21 protein-coding genes are annotated in these 19,424 nt (G+C 63.0%); 13 read left to right on the top strand and 8 right to left on the bottom strand.

All coding sequences use genetic code 11. The annotated features are described in order from the left end of the window. Positions 1-94: 94 nt before the first annotated feature. On the bottom strand, positions 95-1,153 hold the full coding sequence (locus ACYQ8E_RS12565) for an XRE family transcriptional regulator (protein ID WP_459861058.1): 1,059 nt from the start codon (positions 1,151-1,153) through the stop codon (positions 95-97). A 122-nt stretch (positions 1,154-1,275) separates the two neighbouring features. Between ACYQ8E_RS12565 and modA the strand changes: the two genes are divergently transcribed. From modA to nhaD, 9 genes are all read left to right on the top strand, one after another. Next, positions 1,276-2,013, top strand: a complete 738-nt coding sequence (modA, locus tag ACYQ8E_RS12560; protein ID WP_066722653.1) for a molybdate ABC transporter substrate-binding protein — start codon at positions 1,276-1,278, stop codon at positions 2,011-2,013. Between the two features lie 211 nt (positions 2,014-2,224). After that, a complete protein-coding gene (locus tag ACYQ8E_RS12555; protein WP_459861057.1) occupies positions 2,225-3,469 on the top strand; it encodes a porin in 1,245 nt (414 codons plus the stop codon). A gap of 63 nt (positions 3,470-3,532) precedes the next feature. Next, positions 3,533-3,745 (top strand): TOBE domain-containing protein, encoded by a 213-nt coding sequence (locus ACYQ8E_RS12550; protein WP_066722633.1) that lies wholly within the window; start codon positions 3,533-3,535, stop codon positions 3,743-3,745. 104 nt (positions 3,746-3,849) lie between these two features. Next, positions 3,850-4,539, top strand: coding sequence for a molybdate ABC transporter permease subunit (modB, locus tag ACYQ8E_RS12545; RefSeq protein ID WP_066722631.1), 690 nt, complete (start codon positions 3,850-3,852; stop codon positions 4,537-4,539). Further along, the gene (gene modC / locus ACYQ8E_RS12540; protein ID WP_459861056.1) at positions 4,536-5,591 is read left to right on the top strand and encodes a molybdenum ABC transporter ATP-binding protein; all 1,056 of its coding nucleotides are present in this window, start codon (positions 4,536-4,538) and stop codon (positions 5,589-5,591) included. Before modB ends, modC begins: the two co-directional genes overlap by 4 nt. 18 nt (positions 5,592-5,609) lie before the next feature. Beyond that, positions 5,610-6,278, top strand: a complete 669-nt coding sequence (locus ACYQ8E_RS12535; protein ID WP_066722625.1) for a type 1 glutamine amidotransferase — start codon at positions 5,610-5,612, stop codon at positions 6,276-6,278. Positions 6,279-6,497: 219 nt separating this feature from the next. Beyond that, a complete protein-coding gene (nifV, locus tag ACYQ8E_RS12530) occupies positions 6,498-7,625 on the top strand; it encodes a homocitrate synthase (RefSeq protein ID WP_066722623.1) in 1,128 nt (375 codons plus the stop codon). Positions 7,626-7,634: 9 nt separating this feature from the next. Then, a complete protein-coding gene (locus ACYQ8E_RS12525; RefSeq protein WP_066722621.1) occupies positions 7,635-8,447 on the top strand; it encodes a GNAT family N-acetyltransferase in 813 nt (270 codons plus the stop codon). A gap of 96 nt (positions 8,448-8,543) precedes the next feature. Further along, entirely contained in the window at positions 8,544-9,833 is a 1,290-nt protein-coding gene (gene nhaD, locus ACYQ8E_RS12520; protein WP_066722619.1) for a sodium:proton antiporter NhaD, read from the top strand. 81 nt (positions 9,834-9,914) lie between these two features. On the opposite strand, the gene ACYQ8E_RS12515 is transcribed toward nhaD, so the two are convergent. After that, entirely contained in the window at positions 9,915-10,298 is a 384-nt protein-coding gene (locus tag ACYQ8E_RS12515; RefSeq protein ID WP_459861055.1) for a DUF302 domain-containing protein, read from the bottom strand. Between the two features lie 318 nt (positions 10,299-10,616). Here ACYQ8E_RS12515 and ACYQ8E_RS12510 point away from each other — a divergent pair, with 318 nt between their 5' ends. The 3 genes from ACYQ8E_RS12510 to ACYQ8E_RS12500 are packed head-to-tail and all read left to right on the top strand — an operon-like array spanning position 10,617 to position 13,666. Next, the gene (locus tag ACYQ8E_RS12510; protein ID WP_082820086.1) at positions 10,617-10,793 is read left to right on the top strand and encodes a PLD nuclease N-terminal domain-containing protein; all 177 of its coding nucleotides are present in this window, start codon (positions 10,617-10,619) and stop codon (positions 10,791-10,793) included. 47 nt (positions 10,794-10,840) lie between these two features. Beyond that, positions 10,841-12,199, top strand: a complete 1,359-nt coding sequence (locus ACYQ8E_RS12505) for a DUF2254 domain-containing protein (protein ID WP_066722614.1) — start codon at positions 10,841-10,843, stop codon at positions 12,197-12,199. Positions 12,200-12,214: 15 nt separating this feature from the next. Next, complete coding sequence (locus tag ACYQ8E_RS12500) at positions 12,215-13,666, top strand: mechanosensitive ion channel family protein (RefSeq protein ID WP_082820085.1); 1,452 nt, start codon at positions 12,215-12,217, stop codon at positions 13,664-13,666. Between the two features lie 123 nt (positions 13,667-13,789). Here the strand turns inward: ACYQ8E_RS12500 and ACYQ8E_RS12495 are convergent, their stop codons facing one another. The 3 genes from ACYQ8E_RS12495 to ACYQ8E_RS12485 form a co-directional block, all read right to left on the bottom strand. Next, on the bottom strand, positions 13,790-14,206 hold the full coding sequence (locus ACYQ8E_RS12495; protein WP_066722612.1) for a COG4315 family predicted lipoprotein: 417 nt from the start codon (positions 14,204-14,206) through the stop codon (positions 13,790-13,792). Positions 14,207-14,384: 178 nt separating this feature from the next. Beyond that, a complete protein-coding gene (locus ACYQ8E_RS12490) occupies positions 14,385-14,729 on the bottom strand; it encodes an antibiotic biosynthesis monooxygenase family protein (RefSeq protein ID WP_066722609.1) in 345 nt (114 codons plus the stop codon). Positions 14,730-14,804: 75 nt separating this feature from the next. Beyond that, positions 14,805-15,380: a PKD domain-containing protein gene (locus ACYQ8E_RS12485; protein WP_066722607.1), complete on the bottom strand. Its 576-nt coding sequence runs from the start codon at positions 15,378-15,380 to the stop codon at positions 14,805-14,807. Between the two features lie 395 nt (positions 15,381-15,775). Here ACYQ8E_RS12485 and ACYQ8E_RS12480 point away from each other — a divergent pair, with 395 nt between their 5' ends. Then, positions 15,776-17,230: an ATP-binding protein gene (locus ACYQ8E_RS12480; RefSeq protein WP_066722604.1), complete on the top strand. Its 1,455-nt coding sequence runs from the start codon at positions 15,776-15,778 to the stop codon at positions 17,228-17,230. A gap of 284 nt (positions 17,231-17,514) precedes the next feature. Here the strand turns inward: ACYQ8E_RS12480 and ACYQ8E_RS12475 are convergent, their stop codons facing one another. The 3 genes from ACYQ8E_RS12475 to ACYQ8E_RS12465 form a co-directional block, all read right to left on the bottom strand. Next, a complete protein-coding gene (locus ACYQ8E_RS12475) occupies positions 17,515-18,210 on the bottom strand; it encodes a transposase (protein ID WP_066729561.1) in 696 nt (231 codons plus the stop codon). A gap of 198 nt (positions 18,211-18,408) precedes the next feature. Further along, entirely contained in the window at positions 18,409-18,753 is a 345-nt protein-coding gene (locus ACYQ8E_RS12470) for an antibiotic biosynthesis monooxygenase family protein (protein WP_066722601.1), read from the bottom strand. A 79-nt stretch (positions 18,754-18,832) separates the two neighbouring features. Further along, positions 18,833-19,399: a PKD domain-containing protein gene (locus ACYQ8E_RS12465; protein ID WP_157471652.1), complete on the bottom strand. Its 567-nt coding sequence runs from the start codon at positions 19,397-19,399 to the stop codon at positions 18,833-18,835. Positions 19,400-19,424 lie beyond the last annotated feature (25 nt).

The raw sequence follows: 19,424 nt of genomic DNA, 5'->3' as shown, positions 1-19,424 counted from the left end.
TTATTGAATTTTCTGGCAGAGCCAAGGGCGGGATGGAAGATGGCGTGTTGAACACAGGCATGGTGCCGATTTTTTAGGCAAAGATGGCTTGGCCTCAGGTTGCGAATTCGCCGGTGCGGTGGCTGTCGTAGCCGGGGAGTTCACCCAGCAGGCGGCGGTAAGCCGGAGAGCGAACCACCTCCACCAGGGCGCGGATGCGGGGATCGGCGAGGCTGTCGGCGGCGAGACAGAGATCATAGGCCTCTTCGCGCACACTGAGGAAATTCAGCCCCTCTTCCTCCCCGACCAGTCGCAGGGCGACTCCGGCCTGAGCGAAGCCGCTGCGGATCGCCGTGGCGACGCCGCGATGATCGCGGGCCAGGTGCGCGGGGGCGAGACGGCCGGGACAGAGCTCATCGAGGACCTGACGGGCGCCGGAGCCGGGCTCGCGCCCGATCCAGCGCAGGTCGGCCGCGAGGGCGCCACTGATCGTCCCGACGCCGAGAGCGGGGTCAAGCACCAACCCGGTCTGCCAGTCGGTGATGCGCAGCAGGCGAAACTCGGCGCCGAACCTCTCCCGGGCCGCCGTGCGGTTCCCTTCGCCACCGCCATCCCTGCCGAGATGAAGACCGGCCGCATGCACCAGTCCGGCCGCCAGCAGTTCCAGGGCAGGACGGCTGGCCCGGGGCAGGACCAGCATGCGGAATCCGGTCTGGCGCGCATATTCCGCGGCGAGCAAGCCGACCGCCGGATCGCAGCAGGCGATCACCAGGGTGCGCACCGGGTCGGCGAAGGCCTGGTCGTGGCAGCCCCCGTCCCGCCAGACTCCATCGTGGGGGACGGTCCCCAGGGGACTCGCCTCAACCGGGAAGAGCAGTTGCCGGGAACCGATCAGGGCGCGCCAGTACCGGCACCCCTCCGCCGGCGGTGACCAGGCCCAGGATGCCGCCCCATGCCCGGCCAGGGCGAAGAGATCTTCGACCCGACAGCCGAAGGCCGCAGCCAGGGTAAGCGCCGCGGCGGTAGAGGGGATCAGCCGCCCCGCCTCGATGGCACTGATGCCGGTGCGCGAGAGGCCGGCCCGATCGGCGAGCTCCTGTTGCGACCAGCCCCGCTCTTCGCGCTGCCGGCGGATGGAATTGGCGAGGGTGAAATTTTCCTTTGACATGATCATGACCTTATGACATTATCCTGACTAAGTCAAGGAACGATTCCCGCCAACGACGTCGGTACCTTCCTCCCCGCTACGGCAGCTCCGCCAAGATACCCCCATTCATTCGGGAAAGGAAAGAGATCATGCGCACCCTGCTGCTTGCCCTGGTGGTTTCGCTTCTGCTGGCAACCTTCGCCCAGGCCGCCGAGATCCGGTTGTCGGTCGCGGCGAGCATGACCGATGCGACCCGGGAACTGGTCGCCGCCTATCAACAGGCCGCCCCCGATACGACCCTCCTCCCCAACTTCGCTTCGTCGGGAGCCCTGGCCAAACAGATCGCCCAGGGGGCGCCCGCCGATCTCTTCATTTCCGCCAATCCGAAGTGGATGCAATTCCTGGTCGAGGAGCAGCGCATCCCGGCCGAGGGGGTGCAGACCCTGGCTTTCAATACCCTGGTCTTTGTTGGCCGCAAGGGTCTGGCGGTCACCGAACTGGAGGACCTGGCCAAGCTGCAGAAGATCGCCATCGGCAGCCCCAGGAGTGTCCCGGCGGGACAGTATGCGGAACAGGCGCTGAAGGCCGCTGGACTCTACGAGCAACTGCAGGGGAAATTGGTGATGGCCCAGGATGTGCGCCAGGCCCTGGTCTACGCCGACCGCGGCGAGGTCGATGGCGCCTTCGTCTACAAGACCGACGCGCTGCTGGCCCAGCAGGCGGTCATTCTGCTGGAGGTCCCGCAACCCCTCTACGCCGAGGTGACCTATCCCGTCGGTCTGACGGCCGAAGGGGTCCGCAAGCCGGAGGCGGTTCAATTCTTCGCCTTTCTCCGCTCCGCGGCGGCGGCACGAATCCTGGAAAAATACGGCTTTATTGTAAAGTAGCGACAGCCAGCGGTTTCGTCTCCCGCTGACCCGCAAGGAGGCCCGGACCATGGCCGGGACGACCGGCGGCGGCCGGCGAAACCAGGACGAGGAGGTGCGACAGTGAGGTCGTACCGGGCAACGACGCCCGGCTTTCGATGCTGAAAGCCGGGCGTCGTCATTACCGGACCATGACAGCTGCCCTGGCAGCACTCACAATGAGAATAAAACAATGAAGCGCGGGTTCTTGCCCCTCTGTTTTTTGGTTTCCCTGACCCTGTTTCCCACGCCCCGCACCGAGGCCCGGACCCTGGAGGATATCCTGCGGGAAAAGGGGGTGATCAGCGCCGAAGACTACGCGGAGGCGACCCGGCAGAGCAGCCCGGCCTGGTACCAGCCGGGCAAGGGACTGAGCGTCGCTACCGCCGACGGCGCCTACCGGCTGCAGTTCGGCGGCTGGGCGCAACTGCTCTACAGCTACCGGGATGCGGACCGTGCCAATGGCGAGAATATCAGTGATTTCCGCATCCGGCGCGTCAAGCTGGTGCTGCAGGGGAATCTCTTCGACCAACGGCTCGGTTACAAGTACCAGGCGGACGTGGCGAGCGGCTTTGTCACCGAAGATGTCTTCCTCAACTATGCCTTCGCTGCGCCGCTGGTGGTGCAGGTCGGCCAGTTCAAGCCACCCCAGGCGCGCCAGGAACTGGTTTCGGTGGCGCGGCAGCTCTTCATCGACCGCTCCCTGGCCAACGAAACCTTCAACCTGGGCCGCGATACGGGCCTGCAGATGGCGGGCGCGGTGCACGAAAAACTTGTAGAATATCGGTTGGGAATATTCAACGGCAATGGCCCCAACACCCGCAACAAGGAGAACCGGATGCTGCTGGCCGGGCGGGTCGACATCAATCCCCTCGGCCCGGTCCCCCTCGATGAAGCCGGCTGGCCCAGCGACCGGCCAATGCTGAACCTCGGCGCCGCCCTCGCCAGGGAAAAGATCGGGGCCAACGATGTCGGCAGCGGCTTTGACAAGGACAACGATGTCATGGATGTCGCCCTCAACCTCGATGGCTTGACTGCGGCCGACTTTACGGCGGCTTACGGCAGCAACCTGACCTGGCTGCTCTGGACCGCCAATCTTGCCGCCAGCTGGCAGGGGGCGAGTTTCGCAGCCGAATACTACGCCCTGACGGCCGACCCGGAGAGCGGAGACGCCTGGGATGCCGATGGCTATTACCTTCAGGCCGGTTACCAGGTGCTGCCGAAGAGACTGGAGTTCGGCGTCCGCTATTCGGCGATCAATTCGACCGCAGCCAACGCCTCGGCAAAATTTGAGAAGAACGAAACCCAGTTCGGCATCAACTACTATTTCGACCGGCACCATCTCAAACTGCAGTCCGACCTCACCTTGGCCAGCGATACGCGAACGACCGGCAAGGACGACACGACGATTCGGCTGCAAGGGCAATATTATTTCTGACAGCTGTCGAATCTGCCTGATTTTAAGGCAGCGACGCACATCAACCCCAGAGAGGAGAGACTTATGAAACTCAGTGCCCGCAATACACTTAAAGGAACCGTCAGCAAAATCACCCTTGGCGCAGTCAATGCAGAGGTAGTCATTACCCTCCCCGGCGGGGATCAGGTCACCTCCATCGTCACCAAGGAGGCGGTGGCTTCCCTGGGGCTCGCCGAAGGAAAGAGTGCCTACGCCATTATCAAGGCATCCAATGTGATGCTCGGCGTCGATCATTAGCCCGTAACGCAAACAAAGGACGCCCGCCCGGCCTCCGCGAAGGGGCCGGGCGAGCCGACGCCGGGAAAATACCCTTGGGAAAGTTTCCGGCCGAAGGAACCTGGATGCTCGAATTCTCCCCGACCGACTGGCAGGCGATCACCCTCTCGGCGCAGGTGGCGGTCACTGCCACCCTCCTCTCGCTCCCTTTCGGCATCACCGCCGCCTACCTGCTGGTCTTCTCCCGGCTGCCGGGAAAGGCCCTCTTCGACGGCCTCGTCAACCTGCCGCTGGTGCTGCCGCCGGTGGTGGTCGGCTACCTGCTGCTGCTGCTGCTCGGCAGCAAAGGGTGGCTCGGCGGACTGCTGGCGGGACTCGGCATCCAGATCATCTTCACCTGGAAGGCGGCGGTGATCGCCTCGATGGTGGTCGGCTTTCCACTGCTGGTACGCTCGATCCGCATCGGCATGGAAGATATCGACCTGCACCTGATCCAGGCCTCACGCACCCTCGGCGCCCACTGGTACGACACCCTCTTTTCGGTGATCCTCCCTCTCGCCGGGCGGGCGATCCTCGCCGGCGCGACGCTGATGTTCGCCCGCAGCCTCGGTGAGTTCGGCGCCACCATCGTCATCGCCGGCAACATTCCCGGCGTGACCCAGACCATCCCGCTCGCCATCTACGACTACACCGCCACCCCCGGCGGCGACCGCATGGCCCTCGGTCTCTGCCTGGTCTCGGTAGTGCTGGCGCTGGCGGTTCTCCTCTGCAACGAGGGGCTGGTGCAGCGCTTTCGCCCCAGGAGCCGGCGATGATCCTCGATTTGGCCCTTCAAAAGCGCCTCGGTGACTTCTCCCTGGCGACCGCCTTTTCGGTGGAGGGGCGCCGCATCGGCCTCTTCGGCCCCTCCGGGAGCGGCAAGTCGACCCTGATGCACCTGATCGCCGGCCTGCAGCGACCGGATCAGGGCTCGATCCGGCTTGATGGCGAGACCCTCTTCGACAGCGGCGTCCGCATCAACCGCCCCCCCGAGAAACGCCGCATCGGCGTCGTCTTCCAGCACGCCCACCTCTTCCCCCATCTCGGCGTGAAGAGCAATCTCCTCTACGGCTACAAGCGCATTCCGCGCGCGGAACGCCGCATCGACCCGAAAAACCTGATCGAGGTCCTCGGCCTCGCCCCCCTGCTCGACCGCGACACCGGCACCCTTTCCGGCGGCGAACGCCAGCGCGTGGCGCTGGCGCGCACCGTCCTCTCCTGCCCGCGGCTGATCCTCCTCGACGAGCCCCTCACCGGCCTCGACGCGGGGCTCAAGTACCAGATCATCCCTTACCTGAGGAAAGTCTTCAGCGAGTTCGCCATTCCCCTTCTCTTCATCAGCCACTCCCTCAACGAGATGCGGCTGATGACCGAGCAGGTGCTCGAGTTCGCCGGCGGCCGCCTGGTCGCACGCAGTTCCGCCGAGGAGCTCGCCCGGCGCCGCATGGGGAGCAGCCCGGTCGGCTACATCAACCTCCTCGAACTGAAGACTCCGCGCCAGCACGACGGCCTCTACAGTTACAACTGGGGTGGTCGCGAGCTGATGCTGGCGGCCGGCGGCACCGAGCCGCAAGGGATGTTCGAACTCTCCTCCAAGGACATCACCCTCTTCAAGCGCCACCCGGAGGCGACCAGCGCCCGCAACCTGCTCGCCTGCCGGGTCAAGTCGATCTTTACCGCCGGGGCGCGCACCGGGGTGGAACTCGACTGCGGCGGCCAGACCCTGGTCTCGCAGGTGGTCGCCGAAGCGGTGCGGGATCTCGGTCTCGAGCCGGGGAACGAAATCATCGCCGTGATCAAGGCCTCGGCCTTCCGGCGCCTCTACTGACCTCCTCCGGAGCCTGCCATGATCCTCTTTGTTCAGAACCACGACCGCGTCCCCGCCGCCAACTTCGCCACCTGGCTCGATCAGTGGAAGGTCCCCCACGCCACCTGGCGCCCCGACCGCGACGATCCCCTCCCCGACCTCGCCCCCCTCGCCGGGGTGATCGTCCTCGGCGGCTACATGGGGGTACAGGACCAGGAACGCTTCCCCTTTCTCGGCACGGTGCGCGCGTTCATGGCCGACTTGCTGGCCCGGGAGGTTCCCCAGCTCGGCGTCTGCCTCGGCGGCCAGCTCCTCGCCGCGGTGCTCGGCGGGGAGGTGCGCCCCGCCACCGACGGCGAGCACGGCGTCCGCACCGCCACCCTGACCGCCGCTGGCCGCCGCGACCCCCTCTTCGCCGGGCTCCCCGAGGAGCTGCCGGTCTTCCAATGGCACAACGACTCCTTCTCCGTCCCCTCCGGGGCGAACCACCTCGCCACTTCTGTGGACTGCGCCGGCCAGGCGATCCGCCACGGCAACGCCTGGGGGGTGCAGTTCCATCCCGAGGTCAACGGCGAAGTGGTCGCCGCCTGGTGCCAGCAGACCGGGGCCGCTGCCGAGGTGGCGGAGAGCTTCCGCCGCCGCGAAGCGGAATTGGCGACGAGCGCCCGGCGCCTGCTGCGCAACTTTATCGACCTCACCGGCCGCTGACCGGGAATTGGTCACTGCTGCCGCGATTTGCGGCAAGAGTGGTGCGAAACGGGGGCCAGCGCCCCGATTTTCGGGCTTTTCCCTTGGCACGGCTTGTGCTGATAAGGAGGAGGAAGCAAAATTATCCGCCGACAGCGTCGCCGGCACCCCAACAGGCAAAGTCGCCCCGGAACCTGAAACAGGTTCCGGGGCTTTTCGTTTTTCGCTGGGAGGTTGACCATGAACGCAGCCCTGAACCGGCCGATCATCATCGACGACACCACCCTGCGCGACGGCGAACAGACCGCCGGCGTCGCCTTCACCCTGACCGAAAAGAAAGAGATCGCCCGCCGCCTCGACGCCATCGGCGTCGGCGAGCTCGAGTGCGGCATCCCGGCGATGGGGCGGGAGGAGCAGGCATCGATCCGCGCCCTGGTCGAGATGGGCCTCTCCGCCCGGCTGATCACCTGGAACCGGGCGGTGATAGCCGACATCGAGGTCTCGCTGGCGACGGGGGTCGAGGCGGTCGACATCTCCCTCTCGGTCTCCGACATCCATATCGAGCACAAGCTCGGCAAGAGCCGCGACTGGGTCAAGGAGCAGCTCAAGGTAGCGCTCGGCTTTGCCAAGGGGCATGGCCTCTACGTTTCGGTCGGCGGTGAAGACGCGAGCCGCGCCGACCTCGACTTCCTGGTCGAGTTGCTCGCCATCGCCGAAGCCGAAGGGGCCGACCGCTTCCGCTTCTGCGATACCCTCGGCATCCTCGACCCCTTCGCCACCTTTGACAAGGTCCGCTTCCTCGCCGACCGTACCCGTCTCGATCTCGAGGTTCACACCCACAACGACCTCGGCATGGCGACCGCCAACGCCATCGCCGGCCTGCGCGCCGGCGCCCGCTTCGTCAACACAACCGTCAACGGCCTCGGCGAGCGCGCCGGCAACGCCGCCCTCGAAGAGGTGGTGATGGCCCTCAAGCATGCCTGCGGCATCGACCCGGGGATCGACACCCGCGGCTTCGTCGAGCTCTCCCGCTACGTCGGCCAGGCGAGCAGCCGGCCGGTGCCGGACTGGAAGGCGGTGGTCGGCGAGAAGGTCTTTCACCACGAATCGGGGATGCATGCCGACGGCGTCCTGAAAAATCCCCTCAACTACGAAGGCTACAACCCGGCCGAAGTCGGCCTCGAGCGCAGCCTCATCCTCGGCAAGCATTCGGGTCGGCACGGCCTCAGCGAGCGCCTGGCGCTCCTCGGCATCAACGCCGCCGACCACAACCTCGAGAGCCTGCTTAGCCGGGTGCGCCGCCTCTCCGAACGCCAGAAACGCCCCTTGAGCGACGCCGATCTGCGCCACCTCTGCCGGGCGGCCTGAGGACGCGACATGGAGTTCGCGACACCGACTGTCTGCGAGTGGCCCTGTTTTCGCGCCTGGGCCGCCGCCGAGAACTGGCGCGTGCCGCTGCGCGAGGAACAGCTCTTCCAGGACCAGTGGTGGCCCCACTTTTTCGTCCTGCGCCTCGCCGGCCGCCCCCTCGGCTTCGTCTCTGCCGTTGCCTACCAAGAGAGCGGCTGGATCGGCAACCTGCTGGTCGCCCCGGAGAGCCGCGGGCGCGGTTTTGGCGCCGCCCTCTTTGACTTCGCGGTCGAGCGCCTGAACCTGGCCCGGGTGAAGCGGATCTGGCTGACCGCCTCCGGCGCCGGCCTCCCCCTCTACCAGCGGCGCGGCTTTCTCCCTTGCGACCGCGTCGAGCGTTGGCAGGGGCCGGGGCAGGGGCTGGGCGGTGGTCTGCCGACGCCACCGGAGCTGCTGGAGAAGCTGATCGCCCTCGATTGGCGCTGCTGGGGAGAAGACCGCTCGCCCTTGATCACCGCCCTGGCGATGCCGGCAATGATCCTGCAGCAGGGGGAGAGCCTCGCCCTGCTGCAACCCGATCCGAATGCCTGGCAGCTCGGCCCCTGGCTCTCCCCGGGCCGCTGTCCGCGGGAGAACCGGCTGCTCCTGCTGCAGGCGCTGGAGCGCACCCCCGCCGAGCGGCCGCTGGTCATCGATCTGCTGCGCTCGAGCGGCATGGGCCCGCTGCTGCGCAGCGCCGGCTTTGTCCTTTCCGGCAACAACGAGCTGATGTCCTGGGGCGCAATGCCGCCGGCCCGGGAAGGGGTGATCGCCCTGGCGAGTCTGGGGAGCATCGGCTAGGAACCTATTGACAAAATCTGCGCAAAGGTGTGAAGTTCGAGCGGCTCTTTTCTTGCGGTTCTGCCCAGAACCGGTTCCCGCTCGAGGACGTCGCCCATGACCATCCTGCTCATCGTCATCTTCCTGCTCGCCTATACCGCTATCGCCCTGGAACACCCCTTAAGGATCAACAAGACCGCCAGCGCCCTGCTCGCCGCCGGGCTGCTCTGGACCGTCTACTCGCTGCTGACCGGCGACCACGCCCATGTCGGCAGCAGGCTCTCCGAGTCGCTGGCCAGCACCGCCCAGATCATCTTCTTTCTGCTCGGGGCGATGACGATCGTCGAGGTGGTCGATGCCCATAACGGCTTCGAGGTCATCACCTCGCGCATCAAGACCACAAGGCTCAGCTCGCTCCTCTGGCTGACCGGCTTCGTCACCTTCTTCCTCAGCGCCACCCTTGACAACCTCACCACCACCATCGTCATGGTCTCGCTGATGCGCAAGCTGCTGCAGCGCCAGGAAGACCGGCTCTTTTTCGCCGGCATCATCGTCATCGCCGCCAACGCCGGCGGCGCCTGGTCGCCGATCGGCGACGTCACCACCACCATGCTCTGGATCGGCGGCCAGATCTCCACCCTCTCGATCATGCGCGGGGTGCTGCTCCCCTCCCTCGCCAACCTCATCGTCCCCCTCGCCATCACTGCCTGGGTGCTGCGCTCCCGCGCGGTGGTTCCGGTGGCCGACGTCCCTTCCGGCAACGGGAACAGCACCACGGCGCTGGAGCGGAACCTGATGTTCTGTTGCGGTATCGGCTGCCTGGTCGCGGTGCCGGTCTTCAAGGCCGCCACCCACCTCCCCCCCTTCATGGGGATCACCTTCGGCCTCGGTTTCCTCTGGCTGGTCGGCGAGCTGCTGCACCGCAACAAGAAGGAGGAAGAGAAACAGCACCTGACTCTGGTCCATGCCCTGACCCATATCGACATGGCCTCGATCCTCTTCTTCTTCGGCATCCTGCTGGCGGTCGCCACCCTCGAACACGCCATGATCCTCGAGCACCTCGCCGGCTGGCTCGACCAGACCGTCGGGCGCCAGGATCTCATCGTCGGCATCATCGGCCTGGTCAGCTCCATCGTCGACAACGTGCCGCTGGTCGCCGCTTCGATGGGAATGTACGACCTCGCCAACTTCCCGATGGACAGCTTTCTCTGGGAGTTCATGGCCTACTGCGCCGGGACCGGCGGCTCGATCCTGATCATCGGCTCGGCGGCCGGGGTGGCGGCGATGGGGATGGAGAAGATTCACTTTTTCTGGTACGTGAAGAAGATCAGCGGTCTCGCCCTGATCGGCTATCTCGCCGGGGCGGCGGTCTATATTCTCCAGTACCGGCTGCTGCACGGCGGCTAGGTTTAGCAGGCCCCCAAAAGCAAACGCCCCGCCCGGGACAACCGGTGCGGGGCATTTGCTTTTGGGGGCGGGAGTGACGTGTTACTTCGCCTGGTCGACCATAAGGATCGTCTTCGCCTCGACCTCGGCGGCGACGGCGGCCAGGGCCGGGTCCTGCGACAGGGCGGCGAGCATCTGCGCCGGCCGGATCAGGCCGAGCCGGGCCTTGCCCTGATCGGTGTAGACCGAGATCCGGCAGGGGAGCGCCATATTCAAGCGCATGTCGGCGCCCAGAACCTTGACCGCCTGCTGCGGATTGCAGACCTCGAAAATCCGGCACTGCTCCTGGAAATCGAGTCCCTTGCTGCGCAGCTTCTCCCCCAGGTCATGAATGTGCAGGACGCTGAACCCATTGCGGGTCACCGCGGCCTCGATGTCGGTCGCCGCCTGCTCGAACGATTTTGCGGTCTCGACGATGTAGTACATGGCTCCCCTTTCTCTGGACGGTTTGAACAACTCTGAATTCCCTGGCGGGGATCCATCGCCGCCATTATACCACCTATGGGGAAAGGTTCCGGCGCCTGGGCCGGGGCACTGTTGTTTATTCCTGGCGGCTGGGTAAGCTTGATAGAGGAGACATTGATCTGGCCGACCCGCTGCAATTAGCCCCCAGAAAAAAAACCACCGGTCCGGAGAGCGTCGCGGGCACCTTCAGGAAATGGGAACGCAATCGATCCAACCGGAGGATTTGACCGGAGGGGTCAAAGCAGGTGGCCACATTGAGTGGCCCCAAAGGAGTACCTCATGGGATCATTGTTGGGAATCGCCATCCTGGTCGCTGATATCTGGGCCCTGGTGAAAATTCTCCAGAGTCCGGTTTCGCCCGGCAACAAGACCCTCTGGGTGCTGGTCATCTTCCTGCTGCCGGTGATCGGCCTCGTCCTCTGGTTTTTTATCGGGCCGCGGGGCGGCCGCGCCTGATGCCACCGCGTTCTTTTACGGCGCCAACCCGATGACAGGAATCAGCGGTGAAGACCAAACTTGTCAACCTTTACCAAAAAATTCGCTCTAGCTACTGGTTCCTCCCTTCGGTCATGGCCGGCATGGCAGGCGTCCTGGCCTTCATTCTGGTCAAGCTCGACTTGCTTAATGCACAAAGCGGGCTGATCGATCTCTCCTGGATCAGCCTCACCGGTGCCGCCGGGGCGCGGGCCATCCTCTCGACGGTGGCCAGCTCCATGATCACGGTTACCGGCATCGTCTTTTCCATCACCATCGTTACCCTTTCCCTCGCCTCGCAGCAGTTCGGGCCGCGCCTGCTGCAGAATTTCATGCGCGACCGCGGCAACCAGGTGGTGCTCGGGACCGTCACCTCCACCTACCTGTTTTGCCTGCTGGTGATGCGAACGGTCAGTGACGCGCCCGCTTCCCCATTCGTCCCCCACCTCTCGGTTCTGGCCGCCTTGCTACTGGCGATCCTCTGTGTGGGAGTCCTGATTTACTTCATCCACCATGTCGCCGAGTCGATTCAGGTCACCAATGTCATCGCCGCCGTCAGCCGCGAGCTGAGCGCCGAAATCGAACGGCGCTTTCCCGACAAATTCAGCGAAGCGGTGGGAGCGCGGGAGATCGACTATGCCCTGGAGGAATTGCTTCCCGCACGTTTCGACGAGGAGGTCCGATCGCTCCCAGCCCTCTCCGGTGGCTATTTGCAGGCCATCGACCATGCCGGTCTCCTCGAACTGGCCGTCGACCGGGACCTCGTCATCCGTATCGGGCACCGGGCCGGGCATTTCATCGTTGCGGGCGCGCCCCTGGTCGAAGTCTGGCCCGGCACCGCCGCCGATGGGGAGGACCTGGTGAAGGCGGTGAACGGCCACTTCATAACCGGACAAAAACGCAGCCAGGAACAGGATCTGGTATTTCTCATTCATGAATTGGTGGAAATCGCCGCCCGCGCCCTGTCGCCGGGGGTAAACGATCCCTTTACCGCCATCTCCTGCATCAACCATCTCGGGGCGGCGCTCTGCGATCTGGCGCAAAGAATCTTCCCCCCGATTTTGAAAAAGGATGCCGCAAACCGGGTACGGGTCGTCAGCTACCCGACCACCTTCGACCGGATCGTGGCGGCGTCCTTCGACCAGATTCGCCAGTATGGCCGGACCAATGCCGCGGTGAGCATCCGCCTGCTGCAAACCATCCGGCTGATTCTCCCTTTCACCTGTTATCCCGAACAGAGAAACGCCTTGTTGCACCAGGCCGCCATGATCGAGCGAGGGAGTCGGGATGGCCTGCCGGAGGAGTCCGACCGGCGCGATGTCCATGCAAAGTACCTGGCCGTATTTGAAACCATGGAAACCTGCTTCGGCTTGACCGGCGGCGACTGAACAGGGGTCTTTACCATGAACTGCGCGCGAAATCTTCGGCGTTCAAAACGGGTCTTGCCCCATCGTCACGCCTGGCGCCTTGGCGTCAGCGCCCTCTTTTTCGGGCTCCTCCTCTCCCCGGCATTGGCCCAGCAGGAACCTGCGGCCAAAGCGAGAGTGACCCCGCCCGCCGGGGAGAGCACCTCGGGTGCGGCGCGCATCGAGGTGCAGCCGGTCGCCAGCGACCAGGCCATTGACAGGCGCCTGACCAGCATACTGGAAGCGACCGGCTGGTATTCGGAGATTGCCGTGCAGGTCGAAGAAGGGGTGGTCTTTCTCGACGGGCGCGCCGCGTCGGCGGAAGACCGGACCTGGGCCGGGACCCTGGCCGCCAAAACCGGCGACGTGGTTGCGGTGGTTAATCGTATCCGGGTGGCGGAAAGTTCGCCCTGGGATTTTTCGCCCGCGTTATCAGAGCTGCATAACCTCTGGCAGGGGACCCTGCAGCGGCTGCCGCGACTCCTGCTCGGGCTGCTGGTGCTGTTCCTGTCCGGAGCCGTTGCCTGGCTCGCGGCGCAGGGGACGCGAAGGGCCCTGGGCCAACGGCTGAATCCGCTGCTGCGTGATGTCGCGGCGCGGGTTTTGAGCATCATCGTTCTGCTGCTCGGGTTGTATCTGGTGCTGCAGGTCGTCGGCCTCTCCCGCCTGGCGGCAACAGTGCTTGGCGGAACGGGGCTGGCCGGTCTGGTGGCCGGAATCGCCTTTCGCGATATCCTCGAAAACTATCTCGCCAGCATCCTGATCAGCCTGCGCAATCCGTTTCGGATCGGCGATCTGGTCGAGATTGTCGGGAATACCGGCGTCGTGCAATGGGTAACCACCCGCGGCACGGTACTGATGAATCTGGACGGCAACCACGTGCAGATTCCCAACGCGACAGTCTATAAAAGCATCATCCGGAACTACACCGCCAATCCCAATCGCCGCGAGAGCTTCGAAGTCGGGATCGGCTTCGAGAACGAGATTACTCGCGCCCAGGAGTTGGTCCGGGATCTTCTGCGGGAACATCCCGCGGTGCTGGCGGACCCGGAGGCCCTGGTTCTGGTCGACCGGCTGGGCTCCGCTACCGTGAATCTGAAAATCTACTTCTGGTATGACGGCCTGGCCTACAACGGACTCAAGGTCAAGTCCTCGCTGATCCGGCTGGTGAAGCGGGTTTTCCAGGAGCAGCAAATTTCCATGCCCGACGAAGCGCGGGAGGTTCTGTTCCCCGAAGGGGTATCGGTCCGCATGCTTCAGTCTACAACAGCGGTGGAGCCACAGGAGGAATCGAAAGCGCCCCCGCCGCCGGTCGCCGCCACGGAGGCGGTCACCACCGGCGCTGAAGGAGGACTGGCGAGTGAAGACGAGCAACTGCTGGAGCAGGGCCGCAAAGCCAGGGTTCCGGAGGAGGGGATGAATCTGCTGGAAGAGAATCCGGCGGACTGAAGGCTTTGGCCGGCAGGATCACACAGTGGGAAGAAACCAGCCCAACCCACATCTGACCACGAAGCCCCGACCGGGAATCCGGTCGGGGCTTCGTCTCAGTAGGAGACGGGTGTTTCCTCTTCATCAGTGAGGGGGAAAGTTGCCTGGATCGACAACGAACCAGACCTCCTTCAATCCCTGGCCGTTCGTCTCCCCCGCAGCGCTGTCGCCGGCAAAGCAGTAGAGCGGATAACCGCGGAAGGTGGTCTGCTGCTGGCCATCCTCACGGGTGATGGTGGCGAAGTCGGCGGCTGCGGCCTCCGCCGGCGCCATCACGCTTTCCCGGTAGAAGATCGGCCAGTTGCCGACGCACCCGCCGCTGCAGGCGCTCATCCCCGGCATGTCTTTCTTGAACCAGTAGAGGGTCTTCCCTTCGGCATCGGTCAGGTAGTGGCCGATGCCGGCCTTTTCGGCGACCTTGACTTCATGGTGCATGGCCAGCGCGGATAACGGCACCGCCAGCAGCATGGCCACGATGGCGAGACGCAGTAAGCTGTTCATGGTGTGCTCCCTGTGGGTGGATAAGGTGTGAAAAGCGGCAGTTCGCTTTCATTATCCGCCCGGGGCCGGGATTAAAGCAACTGAGCGGCCTTCCCGCGCCGCCAAAGTCACTTCCCCACAAAAAAGAAGTCCCGGCCGGAGATTCGTCGGGACTTCGTTTTGTTTATCTTGGGGCTGGTCAGCCGAACAGGTCGCGGCTGTCATCCGGCGCTTCGCCGCGCTCCGTCATCCCATAATCCCGCACCACCGCCGCGACCCGCAGCCGGTAGTCGGCAAAAATGCCGCCGCGCCCTCGGGCCTGGGCTTTTCTGTGCCTCTCCAGATTGCGCCAGTTGCGCACGGCCGCTTCATCCCGCCAGAAGGAGAGCGAGAGAACCTTCCCCGGGGTCGTCAGGCTCTCGAAGCGCTCGATGGAAATAAAGCCGTCGATCTGCTGCAACTCCGCCCGCAGAGACGCGGCCAGGTCGAAGTACTCCTCGGCCCGCCCCGGCGTCGGCCAGACTTCAAAGATGACGGCGATCATGGTGGAATCTCCCTTGTAAGCGTCTGCGAGAATCGGAACAGCCTCCCGGTGTGTCCTTGTCAGGCCGGCAAAAGTTCAGGGTGCCGGGATCAGCTCCACGGTCCAGTCGACTACCCGGTAAAGCTCCGGGTGCGGGGTGTCGGCGATGGGGACGTTGATCAGCGAGGCGATTACGGTCCCGTCGTTCCAGTCGGCGACGAGGTTGGGATATTCCAGGGCAACGAGATCGACGGCTTCGTCGAGAGTGCGGCCGATCTGCCAGCCGAGCAGGGTATCGACACTATGGATGACCAGCACCCCGACCTCGGTGACGCCGTCGGCGACCGCCGGGATAACGGTCACGACGATGGAGGTGGCGTCGCTGAAGTCCTCGTTGGATACGGTGACGGTGAAGCTGTAGCGCCCGGGGAGGTCGGGGACAAAGGAGGTCCTCGCCGCCCGGGGGTTGGCAATGGTCGCGGTGCTCCCGGAGGGGGCCGAATCGAGCGTCCAGAGGTAGGTCGCGTCACGGTCAAGGAGGGTGGCGCTGGCATCCAGCATAACCGTATCGCCGACTGCGGCAATTTCGGGAGTGGTGGCCTTGGCGATGGGCTGGACATTCCCGCAACCGCAGAGCGCCAGCAGCAAAATTCCAGTGATTCGTCTGACCATGGTTCCGACTCCCCGATCTTGTTGGTTCCGCCGGGCACCTGTCGTGGGGTTGGCGGAAAATCTTTGCTCTATTGTAATCGACCGGCGGAGGTAAATCATCCGGCGATCGTAAAAGCAAAGCTTCAGGGTGACCCAAATGACATCTCCCGTCCAAATGGACGGTCTACCGACCGGGCCAACCTGGGGTTGCTGATGGGATAAAAAGTCCCGGCCGGGTTTCTGAATTCGATTCGGCGTCCCATGAAGGGCTCTGGCCTGGAGTTTAGGCGGGGGGATGAGGTAATCACTGCGGCCCTTACTTGTAATTAAGCCTAGAATTTGCCGAGGATTGGCTTGATATTAAATTTTTAGACTAATATACTTACCTTAAAATTACTTTTTGGGGAGGTTTTCACGTGATTGCGTCCAATGCTGAACTTATTGCGGTACTGCGTCGTTATAACCCTTGGTGGTCGGGTGGGCGGTTTCCTGAGCTCCCCCCATGGCATCGGGCCGCATTTCAGGAAATTGGCGACTGGCTGCAAAACCCACCTGCCGGAAGAGCACTTCTCCTCTCGGGGGCACGCCAGGTTGGAAAAACCACCCTGTTCCTGCAAGCGATTGACCAGCTTCTCGACAAGGGTGTCCCTCCAACCAACATTCTATACGCGACCTTTGACCATCCGCTGCTCAAATTGATCGGGCTTGATGGTTTGCTGCAACTTTGGCGCGAATTCGAACCGGGTCGAGATGGTGTCGAATACCTATTCCTCGATGAAATCCAGGCGACCAAGGATTGGCAGGTCTGGCTCAAGCATCAGGTCGATTTTGAAAAGCGCCGGCGCATCGCCGTCACTGGCTCGGCAACCCCACTGGAAACCGAGGGTCTCGAATCAGGGGTAGGACGCTGGCACACCATTCGGCTGGCTACTCTGTCCTTTTACGAATATCTGCAAATCCGGCGCGATCCGGTGCCCGATCTCCCCCCTGTCTCCACCCTCGCCGGACTCTTTGACAAGTCTCCCAACTGGTTCGCCCGCACAGGGGAAGAAGCTCGGCCACTGACCGGGCTGTTCCACGAATACCTGTTACGAGGTGGCTTTCCCCAAAGCTCCCTGGTCAGCAGCATAACCCTGGCCCAGAAGCTTCTCCGAGAGGACATCGTCGACAAAGTCCTAAAACGTGACATGACCGCACTCTTTGGCGTCAGGCGCGTCCTTGAACTGGAACAGACATTTCTTTACCTCTGCCTTCACGACGGCGGGCTCCTCGACATCCAGGCTTTGTGCAGCAATCTGGAGGTTAAAAAGGGGACCGCCAACAACTTCATCGATTTGCTCGAAGCGACTCACCTGATCTACAGGCTGCGGCCTTTCGGATACGGCAAGGAGATCCTGCGCGGCCGGTCAAAAGTCTACCTTGCGGACGCCGCTATCGCTCCCGGGGTAATGCTCAAGGGGAAGGAACTGCTGGAGGACACCCAAAAGCTCGGCCAAGCGGTAGAGACCGCCTTCTTCAAGCACGTCTTCAGCCGCTATTACCAGCGAAGCATCTCCTTTTCCTATTGGCGTGGAAAGAAGGATCAGGAGGTGGACATCATCGCCGATACCGGCAAACGGCTGGTCCCTTTCGAGGTCAAGTATCGCGGGCAGAATGTTGGGACTTCGGAGCTGAAAGGCCTGGTTCAGTTCTGTCAGGAGCGAAAGGTCCATCGCGCTTACGTTATAACCAAGGACGCTGCCGATTTCGGGATACTGTCCCTTTCCGCAACCGAGGACTTCAAGGCACTGAAGATTCCGGCTCCGCTCGCCTGTTATTGGCTCGGGCGCTCCGAGGTGGAATCCCTTGACCGGCAGGAGTTGGAAGGCTGAGTGATCAGACCCTTCCGAGACGCCCCGGCATACGCATAGAGATGAGCCTTTCGACTACCTCGTGTCCATTCAGAAACCCCGGGGGATACGACTTAGTTTCAGAAGCGGAAATAAAGGATTTTTCGTCGAGTCAAGGAAGTCAATTTTACCAACTGGTTAAAAACGCCAGTCGGAAATCCGGTCGGGACTTTTGAATTAAGTATGCTGTCTCCGGAACTCCCCCAGCTTCTTAGGGTGCGGCTCTCCTTCCAGGAGCACAGGAGACCAGGAGCCAACGGGTAGCTTTATTTCTGGTCCTTTCGCGGGCGCCCGGGGCGACGTAACTCGACCCTGCGCTCCAGTCTCTTTTCAATTTCATCGACGAAGGATGCTCCGCCCGTCAATTGTCCGCGGGTAACGGCACCGAGAATTATCGACCGCTCCTCTTCGGAAATCGTCCCGGCCAGAAAGGCCCGGTATTTGGCTGCGCGCTCCTCGTTTGCAACTCCCAGCCCCAGATAGAGGGAATCCAAATCGAGCCAGTCAAGGGACTGCTGGCCGGTTCTGGCACCACAACTTGACCACCGGTAGCGCGCAGGATCTTCACATACCCCCGCGAAAACCGGGTTCATCTCCACATACCGGCAGCAGGCCAGCAGATAGGCATTGCTGTCTATCGGGCTCGACTTGAACCGTCCCTCCCACAGGGTCCCGGTACGCCCCTCAAGACGGTTGACATAGCGCGTCTGCCGTCCGGCAACGCGTTTCATCAATTTCCCGATAGCTTCCGCCCGATCTCCCGGATCGACCACCAGGTGAATGTGGTTGGTCATCAGGCAATACGCATACACCTTGCACTCGTAGGCCTTTTTCCACTCGGCCAGATTGGCCAGGTAGTAGAGGTAATCCTCGTCGCTGGCAAATACCGTCTGCCGGTTATGCCCGCGCTGGATAATATGATGGGGAAAATTGGGAATGATGATGCGAGCGGTTCTTGGCATAGCCGGAAAGTAGCACGGGGTGAATCGGAAAGGCAATAAATAAATCTGTCCCCCTTTCCTTGTCCGGGCAGGAAGAAAAGCAAATAAGCGCCCTTTCGGCCCCGTCAAGTTCATTCCCGACTGAACAAAAGCCCCGACCGAGTAACAGGTCGGGGCTTTTGTTCGTTTATTGCTCCCAGGAAGACAATCCGAAAGTTGCTAGCCGAACACCTCACGGCTGTCATCGGGTGCTTCGCCGCGTTCCGCCAGCCCGTAATCCCTCACCACCGAGGCAACACGCAACCGGTAATCGGCGAAGACACCATCGCGTCCTTTGGCCTGGGCGTTTCGATGGTCCTCAAGGGTGCGCCAACTGCGAACGGCCTCTTCGTCACGCCAGAACGACAGCGAAAGATATTTCCCCCTGGTCGTCAGGCTCTCGAACCGCTCGATGGAAATGAACCCGTCAATTTTTTGCAAATCTGACCGCAAGGAGGCAGCCAAATCGAAGTACTCTTCAGCCCTTTCCTCAACCGGCCAGACTTCAAAGATTACGGCGATCACGGTGGAATCTCCTTTGTAAGGGGCTAGGGAGCCCGGAACTCCGTACCAACTTCTCTCTTTCGTCCCCTCCGGCAACAGGTCATGGTGTCAGGATTAACTCGACGGTCCAGTCGACCACCCGGTAGAGTTCCGGGTGGGGGATGGGGACGTTGATCAGGGTGGCGATAATGGTCCCATCGTTCCACCCGGTGACCAGGGTGGGATATTCCAGGGCGACGAGATCGGCGGCCTCGGCGAGGGTGCGGCCGATCTGCCAGCCGAGCAGGGTGTCGACGCTGTGGATGACCAGCACCCCGACTTCGGTGACGCCGTCGGCGACCGCCGGGATCACCGTGACGATGATGGAGGTGACATCGCTGAAATCCTCGTTGGCAACAGTGACGGTGCAGGTGTAGCGGCCGGGCAGGTCTGGGACGAAGGATGTTTTCGCCGCGTGGGGGTTGGCGATGGTCGCGGTGCTGCCGCTCGGCGCCGAATCGATGGTCCAGAGGTAGGTCGAGTCGCGGTCGAGAAGGGTGGCGCTGGCATCGAGGATAACCGTGTCGCCGACGCTGGCAATTTCGGGGGTGGTGGCCTTGGCGATGGGCTGGACATTCCCGCAACCGCAGAGTGCCAGCAGCAAAAATCCAGTGATTAGTCTAAGCATGGTTTCGATTCCCCGATCTCGTTAA

The organism is Desulfuromonas carbonis, assembly GCF_054658035.1.
The sequence above is the reverse complement of the archived record's forward strand: the minus strand, read 5'-3'. Positions and strand labels throughout refer to the sequence as shown.